Here is a 12088-nt window from a genome sequence, read left to right as displayed (position 1 = left end):
TTGGTGACGTGAGCCGCATCACGACTACGGTGCCGTGGTGGCGCTGAGCGTGTTCGACCTCTACTCGGTGGGCATCGGACCGTCGTCCTCGCACACGGTCGGCCCGATGCGCGCGGCCCACCGGTTCGCGGACGCCGTCGTGCAGGCGGGAGTGCTCGACCGCACCGACCGGGTGCGCGCCGAGCTCTTCGGCTCCCTCGGCGCCACCGGCCACGGCCACGGCTCCGAGCAGGCGGTGCTCCTCGGCCTCGAGGGCGCCGACCCGGCCACCGTCGACATCGCCTCCGCCCCGGCCCGGGTCGCTGCGATCCGGGCCGAGGGCGCCGTCGTCCTCGGTGGACGACGACGGGTGCGCCTCGGTGCCGGCGACCTTGTCCTGCACCGGCGCCGCTCCCTGCCCGGGCATCCGAACGGCCTGCGCTTCCGCGCCCTCGACGACGCCGGCGACGTGCTGATCGAGCGCGTCTACTACTCCGTGGGCGGGGGCTTCGTCGTCGACGAGGATGCCGTCGGCGCCGACCGCGTCGTGCTCGACGCGACGCCGGTGCGCTACCCGTTCAGCACGGGCGCTGAGTTGCTCACGATCTGCCATACGCTCGGGCCGGGCACCCGCATCAGCGACGTGATGCTCGCCAACGAGCTCTCCTGGCGCACCGAGCAGGAGGTGCGCGACGGCCTGCTGGAGATCTGGCGCGTGATGCAGGAGTGCGTGACGAACGGTTGCGCGAGCCACGGCGTGCTGCCCGGTGGGCTGCGCGTCGCGCGCCGCGCGCCGGCCCTCCACGCCCGCCTGAGCGCCGGCGAGGGCGCTGCCGATCCCCTCCACGCGATGGACTGGGTCAACCTGTTCGCCCTCGCGGTCAACGAGGAGAACGCCGCTGGCGGTCGGATGGTCACCGCCCCCACCAACGGCGCCGCGGGCATCCTGCCGGCCGTGCTGCACTACTACGCCCGGTTCATCCCCGGCGCCGACGACGACGGCGTGGTCCGCTTCCTGCTCACCGCGGGCGCGATCGGGTCGCTGTTCAAGCAGAACGCCTCGATCTCGGGGGCGGAGGTCGGCTGTCAGGGAGAGGTCGGCTCGGCCTGCTCGATGGCCGCCGGTGCGCTGTGCGAGCTGATCGGCGGCTCGCCCGCTCAGGTCGAGAACGCCGCCGAGATCGGCATCGAGCACAACCTGGGCCTCACGTGCGACCCCGTAGGCGGACTCGTGCAGATCCCGTGCATCGAGCGCAACGCGATCGCCTCCGTGAAGGCCATCAACGCCGCCCGCCTCGCCCTTGCCGGCGACGGCGCGCACACCGTGTCGCTGGACCGGGCGATCCGCACGATGCGCGACACCGGGCGCGACATGCACACCAAGTACAAGGAGACCTCGCGCGGCGGCCTCGCCGTCAACGTCATCGAGTGCTGAGCCGGAAGGACGCCGGAAGTCCCGGGCCGGAAGACCCTGGAAATGTGACGTGGATCATGTGAAGGTGATCACATGAGCACTGTCCTTCTCGTGGCCCTGGCCGCCGTCGGCCTGTTCGTCGTCCTGCTCGGCGCCCTCTTCGGCGTCGTCTGGCTCGCTGGTGAGCGCAACCGCCGTGACCAGGCCCGCGCCGAGCACCTCCTGCACCCCGCGGCCGGCCAGGCCTTCGAGGGTCAGGTCAAGGGCGCAGCATGACCTTGACCGCGCGACGCTCGTCCATCGCGCGGTAGCCCTCGGGCGACTCCTCCAGGGGCAGCTCGAGGTCGAAGACCCGGCCGGGGTCGATCGCCCGCTCGAGCACGAGGTCCAGCAGCTCGGGCAGGTAGCGCCGCACCGGGGCGATGCCGCCCCGCACGCCGATGTTCTTGGCGAAGAGCTGACGCACCGGCAGCTTCACGCCGTGGGGCACGCCCACGAAGCCCACGCCCCCGCCAGGGCGGGTCACGGCGATCGCGGTCGACATCGACTGGTCGGTGCCGACGCACTCGAGTGCCGCGTCGACCCCCACTCCGTCGGTGATCTCGAGCACCGCGGCATTGCCCTCGGCGCCGCGCTGCTCCACGACGTGCGTGGCGCCGAAGGCGCGGGCGAGGTCCTGGCGGGCGGCGTGGCGCGACATCACGATGATCCGCTCGGCGCCGAGCTGCTTGGCGGCGATGACGCCGCACAGCCCGACCGCGCCGTCGCCGACCACCACCGCCGTGCTGCCGGGGGCGACACCGGCGGAGACGGCCGCGTGCCAGCCCGTGGGCATCACGTCGGTGAGCGTGAGCACCGAGGCCAGCAGGTCGTCGTCCGGGAGGCCGTGGGTGGACACCAGGCTGCCGTCGGCCTGGCCGACGCGGGCGTACTCCGACTGGCCGCTCACGGTCATCGACAGGTTCTCGCAGGCCGACTGGGCGCCCGCGCGGCAGTGGGCGCAGGTGTTGTCACAGTGGCAGAACGGCACGACCACGTGCTCGCCCACGGCGACGTCGCGCACGGCCGAGCCGACCGCCTCCACGACGCCGATGCACTCGTGGCCGATGGTGTTGCCCGGCGTGATCGGGTTCTCGCCGCGGTAGGGCCACAGGTCCGAGCCGCAGATGCAGGCCGCCGTGACGCGGATGATCGCGTCGGTGGGCTGCTCGATGGTCGGGTCCGGGATCTCCTCGACGCGGATGTCGCGGGTACCGTGGATCGTCGTGGCGCGCATGGCCCGATCCTGGCAGATGCCTCCGCGTGACCGCCCCGGCGCGTGCGGGCTTGTGTTATCTCATATATGAGTTAACGTCGACGGCATGACGCACGACGACGCCGCTGAGGACTACAAGGGCCGCATCGGCAACCTGATCCGCGACGCCCGCAAGCACCGCGGGCTCACCCAGGCGCAGCTCGCCGAGCGGCTGGCCACCAGTCAGAGTGCGATCAATCGCATCGAGAAGGGTCATCAGAACCTCTCCCTCGAGATGATGGCGCGCATCGGCGCCGCCCTCGACTCCGAGATCGTCGCGCTCGGCGCCGGACCCACCCACCTGCGCGTCAAGGGGCCCACGACGCTGCACGGCAGCATCGACGTCAAGACGTCCAAGAACGCCGGTGTGGCCCTGCTGTGCGCGAGCCTGCTCAACCGCGGCCGGACGACGCTGCGCAAGGTCGCCCGCATCGAGGAGGTCAACCGCCTCCTCGAGGTGCTGGCCAGCCTCGGCGTGCAGACCCGGTGGATCAACGAGGAGAACGACCTCGAGATCGTGCCGCCGAAGGAGTTCGACCTCGGCAGCATCGACGAGGAGGCGGCGCGCCGCACCCGGTCGGTGATCATGTTCCTCGGCCCGCTGCTCCACCGCGCCGAGACCTTCGAGCTGCCCTACGCCGGCGGTTGCAACCTCGGCACCCGCACCGTCGAGCCGCACATGTCGGCCCTGCGCCCCTTCGGCCTCGAGGTCAAGGCCACCGACGGCTGGTACCACGCCCAGCTCGACCGCTCGGTCAGCCCCGTGCGGCCGATCGTGCTCACCGAGCGCGGCGACACCGTCACCGAGAACGCCCTCATGGCGGCCGCCCTCCACCCCGGCACCACGGTGATCCGCAACGCCTCCTCCAACTACATGGTGCAGGACCTCTGCTTCTACCTGCAGGCGCTCGGCGTGACGGTCGAGGGCATCGGCTCCACGACGCTGACCGTCACGGGGTGCGAGGTGATCGACGTGGACGTCGACTACTCCCCCAGCGAGGACCCGATCGAGGCGATGTCGCTGCTGGCCGCGGCGATCGTCACGCGCTCGGAGATCACCATCCGCCGCGCTCCCATCGAGTTCCTCGAGATCGAGCTCGCGGTGCTGGAGGAGATGGGCTTCCGCTACGACACCTCGCCGGAGTACCTGGCCGCGAACGGACGCACCCGCCTGGTCGACATCACCACGCACGCCTCCGACCTCACGGCCCCGCGCGACAAGATCCACCCCATGCCCTTCCCGGGCCTCAACATCGACAACCTGCCGTTCTTCGCCGTGATCGGAGCCGTCGCCGAGGGCCAGACCTACCTGCACGACTGGGTCTACGACAACCGCGCCATCTACCTCACCGAGCTCAACAAGCTCGGCGGCCGCGTCACCCTCCTCGACCCCCACCGGGTGCAGATCGAGGGGCCCACGTCGTGGACCGGCACGGAGCTCGTGTGCCCGCCGGCGCTGCGCCCGGCGGTCGTCGTCCTGCTCGCGATGCTGGCCAGCAAGGGCACGTCGGTGCTCCGCAGCACCTACGTGATCCACCGCGGCTACGAGGACCTCGCCGAGCGCCTGAGCTCCCTGGGCGCCGACATCGAGACCTTCCGCGATATCTGATTCCTTCGGCGCGAGCGTGTCGCTCGGTCGGCCGCTCGCCCGACCCTCCGGGCCGGACTCTCGGACGACGCGCCTTCGGCGCTGAGCGACACGCTCTCGCGCGCGGGCGACACGCTGCCGCGCACGGTGGCGGCGGGTGACTCTGGGATGCTTCGGGCGTGCCCTACCTCGAGCCCGGCCGCATCATCGCCTTCGCCCACCGGGGCGGCTCCTACCACCCCGAGATCGAGGGGTTGGAGAACACGATGGCGGCCTTCGCTCACGCGTGGGCGCTCGGCTACGACTACCTCGAGACCGACGTCCACCTCACCGCGGACGGCGTGCTGCTGGCCTTCCACGACGACGTGCTCGACCGGGTCAGCGACCGGGTGGGGGCGGTCGGCGACGCGACCCTCGCCGAGGTGCGGGAGGCGCGGATCGGGGGCCGTGAGCAGATACCGACGCTGGTGGAGCTGTTCGACGCCTTCCCTGAGGCACGGTTCAACATCGACCTGAAGGCCGACGCGGCGGTGGGGCCGTTGGCCGCGCTCGTGCTCGAGCGCGGGCTCGAGGGGCGCGTGCTCATCGGCTCCTTCTCGCGCCGGCGCCTGCGCGAGTTCCGACGGCTCACCTCCGGGCAGGTGGCGACATCGGCCGATCCGCTGCAGGTGGCGCTCTACCGCTTCTCCCCCACCGCCGCGATCGCGCGCGTGCTGGCGGGGGGCTCGTTCGCCGCCCTCCAGGTCCCGCACCGCCGGGGCCGAGTCGTCGTGACGACCCCGGGCCTCGTGCGCCGGGCCCACCGCAACGGCGTGGCCGTGCACGTGTGGACCGTCGACGACCCCGACGAGATGGGCGAGCTGCTCGACCGGGGCGTCGACGGCCTCTTCACCGATCGCACCGACGTGCTGAAGGATGTGCTGCAGGCGCGCGGCCAATGGTGGTCGGCGCGGGGAGGACTCACGTGAGCATCGCCGATCTCGCGCCCGTGCGGCGCGCCCGCGAGCAGCGCAGCTGGTACTTCACCGACTGGGCGGCCTCGGCCTTCCAGACCACCGTGGCCGGCGTCCTCTTCGCGCCCTACCTCATCTCGATCGCCGAGAACGACGTCGGCGAGAACGGCCACCTGCACGTGCTCGGCCTCTCGATCGCACCGGGGGCGCTGCCGTCGTACGTGATCACGTTCTCGACCGTGCTCAGCGCCTTGGTCTATCCGCTGCTCGGCGCGCTCGCCGACCGCACCGAGCGCAAGCCCGACCTGCTCGCGGGGCTGGCCTGGGCGGGCGCGGTGGCCACCGGTCTGCTGTTCTTCCTCGAGGGCGACAACTGGGCCTTCGGCAGCATCATGTTCGTCATCGCGAACCTGTGCGCGGGAGCGGCCGTGGTGGTGAGCGACTCGATCCTCCCCCAGATCTCCTCCGAGGCCGAGCGTGACCGGGTCTCGTCGGTCGGTTGGGCCTACGGCTACGCGGGCGGTGGTCTGCTGCTCGCGGTGAACTTCGCCGTCGTCACCTTCCACGACGCGCTGGGCCTGAGCACCGAGACGGCCGTGCGGCTCAGCCTGCTCTCCGCGGCGCTGTGGTGGGCGGCCTTCACGATCATCCCGTGGCGCGGCATCCGGCGTCGTCCGCCGGTCGAGGTCACCCACGTGGACGGCGGCCTGCTGGCGCGCTCGTTCGGCCAGCTGTGGGCGACGCTCAAGGATCTGCGCAACTACCCGGTGGCGCTGTCGTTCCTGGTGGCCTACCTGTTCTTCAACGACGGCATCCAGACCGTCATCGCCTCCGCCTCCACCTTCGGCATCGAGGAGCTCGGCTTCGCCGAGGGCACCGTGCTCGGCACCTACCTGCTCGTGCAGTTCGTCGCGATGTTCGGCGCGATCGGCTTCGGGCGCGCGGCCGACCGCTTCGGTGCCAAGCAGGTCATCCTGGCCGGCCTCGCGGGCTGGATGGCGATTGTCAGCGCCGCCCTCGTCATCCCGGCGGGTTCGCTGGTGCCCTTCCTGCTCCTCGGCACGGCCATCGGCGTCGTGCTCGGTGGCACCCAGGCGCTGGCCCGCTCCTACTTCTCGCTGTTCATCCCTCGCGGGAAGGAGGCCGAGTACTTCAGCCTCTACCACGCCATGGACCGCGGCACGTCCTGGTTCGGCACCCTCACCTTCGGCCTCGTCTACCAGTTCACCGACTCCTACCGGCCGGCGATCTTCGCCCTCATCGTCTTCTTCGTGGTGGGCGGACTCCTGCTGCTGCGCGTCGACACCGAGCGGGGTATCCGTCAGGCCGGCAACGCTCCTGCCGATGTGATCTGAGCGAGGCGGCGTGTGACCACCGGCTCACGCGCGGATGGAACCTTGGAGCCCTGGGTAGCGTTGAGACGTACGACACGGGACACACCCGGGACAGTCCGAGACAGAGAGGTGCTCAATGGCTGAGCGAACACTGCGCGGGGCCCGGCTGGGGGGCCAGTCGTTCGAGGACGAGCGGGGGATCGAGTTCGCCGCACGTCAGCAGGTCGGCTACCGCTGTCCGCAGGGTCACGACTTCGAGATCACGATGTCGATCGAGGCCGACGTGCCGGCGGTGTGGGAGTGCCCGCGCTGCGGCGTCGAGGCCGAGTCGACCGCTGGGATCGAGCGGGAGGTCAAGGTCGAGAAGCCCCAGCGCACGCACTGGGACATGCTGCTCGAGCGTCGCAGCGAGAAGGAGCTCGAGGAGATCCTCTCCGAGCGACTGGAGCTGCTGCGCGGCGGCGAGATCGGCCCGGCCCACCTGCACCGCCCGTCGGCCCGCAAGAAGAAGCCCGCCAAGGCCTGATCCGAGACCCGTGGAGGAGGCGCTGCCTCACTCCTCGTCGATCACCTCGCCCCGGACGACCGTCGGTCCTCCGGGGCGAGTCGCGTCCGGGCCCGGCCCGCTCGGCGGACGCCAGGTCGCGTCCATCCCGGGGCGCTTCATCCGCGATTCGGCGTAGCCCATCGCCACGCGCCGGAACAGGGGTCGGGTGAGCGGCAGCACCAGCAGGATCCCGAGGACGTCGGTGACGAAGCCGGGGCTCAGCAGCAGTGCGCCGCCCAGCACCACCAGCGCGCCGTCGGCGAGCTCTCGCGCGGGCAGGCGGCCCTGCTCGATCCGCGTGCGCAGGGCCTCCAGGGCGCGGCGTCCCTCGCGCTTGATCAGCCAGGCGCCCAGGATGCTGTCGGCGAGCAGCAGCAGGATCGTCCACCACGCCCCGATGACCCGACCCACCTGGATCAGCACCGCGAGCTCGGCGAGGGGCACGACCAGGAAGATCAGCACCAGGAGGGCGGGGATGCGCCTGCTTCGCCTGCTCAACGGCGTGAGTATCCCTGCGCGCCGCTACCGGTGAGCTCGAGCGGACGACGCTCCGCGCCGCGGCGGCGCAGGCGCCCCCAACGCTCGCGCAGACCCCAGGCGGTGATGCGGCGCAGCGACTCCACGGCCACGGCGCCGCTCATCTTCGATTCGCCGCGCACCCGCTCGACGAACTCGATCGGCACCTCGCGCACGCTCAGGCCGGCGTTGAGGGTGCGGGCGACGAGATCGGTCTGGAAGACGTAGCCGGTGGAGCGGACGTCCTCGAGGTGCAGCTTCTCCAAGGTGGTGCGGCGGAAGACGCGGAAGCCCGCGGTGGCGTCGCGCACGGTGACGCCGAGCAGGAGGCGGACGTAGAGGTTGCCGCCGCGCGAGAGCGCCTCGCGCTGCCAGGGCCAGTTGACCACCGAGCCGCCGGGAACCCATCGCGAACCGATCACGAGGTCGGCGTCGAGGAGGGCGCCGAGGAGTCGGTGCAGCTGCTCAGGCTGGTGGGAGCCGTCGGCGTCCATCTCGCCGATCACGTCGTAGCCGTGCTCGAGCGCCCACGCGAAGCCCGCGAGGTAGGCGGCGCCGAGGCCCTCCTTGGTGGTGCGGTGCAGTGCGTGCACCTGCGCGTCGGAGGCGGCGAGGTCGTCGGCGACCGCACCGGTGCCGTCGGGCGATCCGTCGTCCACCACGAGCACGTCGACGGTCGGCTGCGCCGCGCGCAGGCGCCCGACGATCCAGGCGAGGTTGGCGGCCTCGTTGTAGGTCGGGATCACCATGATGACGCGCCCGAGCTCGGTGAGGTCGCGGTGCAGGGAGGCCAGGGGATCGATCCGGCCCGAGATGTCGGATGAGGGGTGGATGTCAGCCACGGGGGGCCTCGCTAGTGGTCGGGGGTGGTGCCGGAGTCTCGGCGGAGCCACCCGTCGTCAGGGGTCCGCGAAACTCTCGCCCTCGACGGTACGCCACGGCGCCGAACACGAGAGCAACCAGGAACGACCCGGTGAACACCCGGGTGGGCCACTCGCCCATCCGCAGCGCCGGCGTGAGCTCATCGCTCAGCCCCATCCGCTCGACGAGCACCCGCGGGGTGCGAGCGGGCGCGTCGGCCACGACCCGGCCGTCGGGGTCGATGATGCCCGTGAGGCCGTTGGTCGACGCCACGGCCAGCCAGCGTCCCGACTCGATCGCGCGCAGCCGCGTGATCGCGAACTGCTGCTCGATCTGGTGGGTGAAGATGAAGCTGGCGTTACTCGTCTGCACCGCGAGGAACTGCGCGCCGTTGCGCACCTGCCGCGGCAGGACGTCGTCGTAGGCGACGTCGAAGCAGATGGCGTCGGCGAAGCGGAGGCCGGCGGCCTCCATGGGCGTGGCGCCGGTGCCCGGCCGCACGTCGCGCCGGATCAGCCCCAAGCGCCCGAACTGGGGGTTCCACAGGTTGCGCCACGGGATGAACTCGCCGTAGGGCACCGGATGGTGCTTGCCGTAGCGTTGCCCCGGCCCGGTCACGGGATCCCAGATGATCCCCTGGTTCAGGATGTGCTTCGGGCCGTCGTCCACGATGGCGCCGACCACGACCGGGACGCCGATGCGGGCCACGGCCTCCTCGATGCCGTCGCGCACGACGCCGGGCTCGAAGGGGTCGCTCGTCGTGGAGTTCTCCGGCCACACGACGAGATCGGGACGGGGCTCGCGACCGGCCGCGACGTCCTCGGCGAGCCCGATCGTGGCCCGCACGTGGTTGGCCGTGACGCCCGGGGGGTCGTAGAGGATGTTGTTGCCGGGGCCGGGGACGTCGCCCTGGACGACGGCCACCGTGGCCTCACCGTCGTACTCGAGGTCGACCGGTGCCAGAGCGGGCAGCAGGATGCTCGCGCCGACGAGCACGGCACCGACGGCGGGCAGCAGGACGACGCGTCGCGGGCCGGTGCCGCCGCGTGCGCGATCGGCGGCCACGATCGCCTCCGCGAGCACGAACGCCAGGAGCGCCAGCGCGAACGAGAGTCCGGTCATGCCGACGTAGGCCAGTGCAGGAGCCGCGGGGGTGTCGATCACGGCGAAGGAGAGACGCCCCCACGGCATGCCCGAGAGCGGCCAGGTGCTGCGCAGGTTCTCCATCGCGGCCCACCCGGCCGCGCACCACAGCGGCGCGGCCGGCAGGGTGCGCAGCAGCGGCAGCGTGGCTGCCAGCGCCCCGTAGAAGAGTGTCTCCACGGTCGAGAGCGTCAGCCAGGCGGGCGCGCCGATCGAGGAGCGCATCCACGCGATGTGGGTGAAGTAGAAGGCGGCGCCGAACAGCAGGCCGACCAGCGCCGAGCGGCGGGGCGTGAGTCCGCGCGTCGTCAGCGCGAACCCCAGCACGCCGAACGGCAGCAGCCACGCGAAGGCGAGGGGCTCGAAGGCGGCAGAGAGGGCCAGACCGGAGACCACGGCGGCGACCGATCGCATGAGCACGCCACGAGCCTAGGGGCCGACCGCAACGCCGGCGGCGCCGGGCGCGTTCCAGGGGTGCGGAGGAGTCCTCGACCGTCTCGGGTCCGTCGCGCCGCGGGGCTGGCTGCCCCGGCGCGCGCCGTTGTCCTCGACGGCACGAGGACTCCTCCGATCCGCTCTCGGGGGGCGAACCGACCTCCGCGAACCGCCATCGGGCGGAGTTGGTGCCACTCCCCCGTCGGACGGCCACTCGGACGCCGGTCCGCTGGCCTCGACCTGCGCGAGCGGACCCGGGTACTTTCGCGAGCCGGCAGGCCTGTGTCAACCGGCTCGTGACCTGCGCCGATGTGCGTTGTCGCAGGTCAGGGTGACCTGCCGACGGCCCGAAAAACCGCCGGAAATCGCTCGGATCATCGGCGTGTCGCCCGCGACGCGCCGAGCGAGGCCGCCTGGAGGTCGATCGGAGGCCGCAGGAGCCGCCGGCTCAGCCGCTGACGGGCCGGTTCTCGTAGTAGGTCGAGAGCACGATGGTGGTGCGGGTGGCGACGTTGGCGGCGGCGCGGATGCGTCCGAGCAGCCGCTCGAGCTCCAGGGGCGAGGTGGAGCGCACCTTGAGCACGTAGGACTCCTCCCCCGCCACCGACCAGCAGGACTCGATCTCGGGCATCGCGATCAGGCGCTCGGGGCAGTCGTCGGGCTGGGAGGGATCGATCGGCCTGATGGCGATGAACGCCGTCAGCGGGAGGCCGATCTCGGCGTAGTTCACGGTGGCGCCGTAGCCCAGGATGAGGCCGCGCTGCTCGAGGCGCTTGACCCGCTGGTGCACCGCGGAAGTCGACAGGCCGGTGGCTCGACCCAGGTCGGTGTAGCTCATGCGGCCGTCGGTGGCCAGCAGCTCGAGGATCTGTCGATCGATCGCCTCGACCGGCGTGGGGCTGCTCTGACTCACGTCCCGCACCCTAGTGGCGGGCGCCGACGCGCCGCGGGCGATCCCGTGGTCCGAGCCGGAGCGACTGAGGCGTCCCGCCAGCTCGTCGGCGCCGTAGGGTGGCCGCGATGAGCGCTTCCGAGACCAGCCCCTCCACCCCCGCCTCCACGGGCGCCTCCACCGGCGCCGGCGCGCCGCGCCTGCTGCTGCTCGACACCGCGAGCCTCTACTTCCGCGCCTTCTTCGGCGCACCGGAGATCGCGGCACCCGACGGCACCAACGTCAACGCGGTCCGCGGCCTGCTCGACTACATCTCCCGGTTGGTGGAGCAGTACCGGCCCACCCACCTGGCGTGCTGCTGGGACGACGACTGGCGCCCGCAGTGGCGCGTCGACCTCCTGCCGACCTACAAGGCGCACCGGGTCGTGGAGGAGGTGGCGGACGCCCCCGACGTGGAGGAGGTGCCCGACCCGCTCGGCCTGCAGGTGCCGATCATCCGCGAGGTGCTGGCGGCGCTCGGCATCGCGGTGGTCGGTGCGCCCGAGCACGAGGCCGACGACGTGATCGGCACCCTCGCCGACCGCGGTGTGGAGGCCGGGCTCGCCGTCGACGTCGTCACCGGCGACCGCGACCTCTTCCAGCTCGTGGACGACGCCGCGGCCGTGCGCGTGCTCTACGTCGCGCGTGGCGTGGGCCGCCACGAGCGCGTGGACGAGGCGTGGGTGCGGGAGAAGTACGGGGTGCGCGCCGACCAGTACGCCGACTTCGCCACGCTGCGCGGCGACACCTCCGACGGCCTGCCCGGCGTCAAGGGCGTCGGGGAGAAGACCGCGGCCTCCCTGCTCGAGCGCTTCGGCGACCTCGCCGGCGTCCGCGCGGCCGCGAGCGACGCGTCGTCCGGGCTCACGCCCGCGGTGCGCACCCGGATCGGCGAGGCCTCCGACTACCTCGACGTCGCGCCGCGGGTGGTGGCCGTCGTCCGCGACCTCGACCTGGGGCTGGATGTCGCCGGCGACCTGGCGCTCCCGAGGTCGGCCGCTGACGGCGCCGCGACCGAGGAGCTGGTGGCCCGGTGGGGCCTCACGAGCCCGGTGGAGCGGCTGCTCGGAGTGCTCGCCGACTCGTAACGCAG

12 protein-coding genes are annotated in these 12088 nt (G+C 72.0%); 7 read left to right on the top strand and 5 right to left on the bottom strand.

Going from position 1 to position 12088, the window contains the following annotated elements; all coding sequences use genetic code 11:
* Window positions 1-37: 37 nt before the first annotated feature.
* On the top strand, window positions 38-1414 hold the full coding sequence (locus tag ACERUN_RS07115) for an L-serine ammonia-lyase (RefSeq protein WP_370289157.1): 1377 nt from the start codon (window positions 38-40) through the stop codon (window positions 1412-1414).
* Between the two features lie 72 nt (window positions 1415-1486).
* Window positions 1487-1669, top strand: a complete 183-nt coding sequence (locus ACERUN_RS07110) for a hypothetical protein (RefSeq protein WP_370289156.1) — start codon at window positions 1487-1489, stop codon at window positions 1667-1669.
* Here the strand turns inward: ACERUN_RS07110 and ACERUN_RS07105 are convergent.
* Window positions 1653-2669, bottom strand: a complete 1017-nt coding sequence (locus ACERUN_RS07105) for a zinc-dependent alcohol dehydrogenase family protein (protein WP_370289155.1) — start codon at window positions 2667-2669, stop codon at window positions 1653-1655. The two genes, ACERUN_RS07110 and ACERUN_RS07105, sit on opposite strands and share 17 nt — an antisense overlap.
* An 85-nt stretch (window positions 2670-2754) precedes the next feature.
* Here ACERUN_RS07105 and ACERUN_RS07100 point away from each other — a divergent pair, with 85 nt between their 5' ends.
* The 4 genes from ACERUN_RS07100 (at window position 2755) to ACERUN_RS07085 (ending at window position 7088) form a co-directional block, all read left to right on the top strand.
* Window positions 2755-4296 (top strand): UDP-N-acetylglucosamine 1-carboxyvinyltransferase, encoded by a 1542-nt coding sequence (locus ACERUN_RS07100; RefSeq protein ID WP_370289154.1) that lies wholly within the window; start codon window positions 2755-2757, stop codon window positions 4294-4296.
* Window positions 4297-4454: 158 nt separating this feature from the next.
* Window positions 4455-5243, top strand: coding sequence for a glycerophosphodiester phosphodiesterase family protein (locus ACERUN_RS07095; RefSeq protein WP_370289153.1), 789 nt, complete (start codon window positions 4455-4457; stop codon window positions 5241-5243).
* A complete protein-coding gene (locus ACERUN_RS07090; protein WP_370289152.1) occupies window positions 5240-6583 on the top strand; it encodes an MFS transporter in 1344 nt (447 codons plus the stop codon). Before ACERUN_RS07095 ends, ACERUN_RS07090 begins: the two co-directional genes overlap by 4 nt.
* A gap of 115 nt (window positions 6584-6698) precedes the next feature.
* Window positions 6699-7088 (top strand): RNA polymerase-binding protein RbpA, encoded by a 390-nt coding sequence (locus tag ACERUN_RS07085; protein WP_370289150.1) that lies wholly within the window; start codon window positions 6699-6701, stop codon window positions 7086-7088.
* Between the two features lie 27 nt (window positions 7089-7115).
* Here ACERUN_RS07085 and ACERUN_RS07080 read toward each other — a convergent pair whose 3' ends face one another.
* The 4 genes from ACERUN_RS07080 to ACERUN_RS07065 form a co-directional block, all read right to left on the bottom strand.
* Window positions 7116-7607 carry an FxsA family protein gene (locus ACERUN_RS07080; RefSeq protein ID WP_370289149.1) on the bottom strand — a complete coding sequence of 164 codons (492 nt, stop codon included), beginning with the start codon at window positions 7605-7607 and terminating at the stop codon, window positions 7116-7118.
* On the bottom strand, window positions 7604-8374 hold the full coding sequence (locus ACERUN_RS07075; RefSeq protein ID WP_370289212.1) for a polyprenol monophosphomannose synthase: 771 nt from the start codon (window positions 8372-8374) through the stop codon (window positions 7604-7606). The genes ACERUN_RS07080 and ACERUN_RS07075 overlap by 4 nt, the downstream gene beginning before the upstream one ends.
* An 85-nt stretch (window positions 8375-8459) precedes the next feature.
* Window positions 8460-10043: an apolipoprotein N-acyltransferase gene (lnt, locus tag ACERUN_RS07070; RefSeq protein ID WP_370289211.1), complete on the bottom strand. Its 1584-nt coding sequence runs from the start codon at window positions 10041-10043 to the stop codon at window positions 8460-8462.
* 469 nt (window positions 10044-10512) lie between these two features.
* On the bottom strand, window positions 10513-10977 hold the full coding sequence (locus ACERUN_RS07065) for an Lrp/AsnC family transcriptional regulator (protein WP_370289148.1): 465 nt from the start codon (window positions 10975-10977) through the stop codon (window positions 10513-10515).
* 182 nt (window positions 10978-11159) lie between these two features.
* On the opposite strand from ACERUN_RS07065, the gene ACERUN_RS07060 reads away from it, so the two are divergent.
* A complete protein-coding gene (locus ACERUN_RS07060) occupies window positions 11160-12083 on the top strand; it encodes a 5'-3' exonuclease H3TH domain-containing protein (protein ID WP_370289210.1) in 924 nt (307 codons plus the stop codon).
* Window positions 12084-12088: the final 5 nt, after the last annotated feature.

It is taken from the genome of Nocardioides sp., from assembly GCF_964229035.1.
Classification (GTDB): domain Bacteria; phylum Actinomycetota; class Actinomycetes; order Propionibacteriales; family Nocardioidaceae; genus Nocardioides.
The sequence above is the reverse complement of the archived record's forward strand: the minus strand, read 5'-3'. Positions and strand labels throughout refer to the sequence as shown.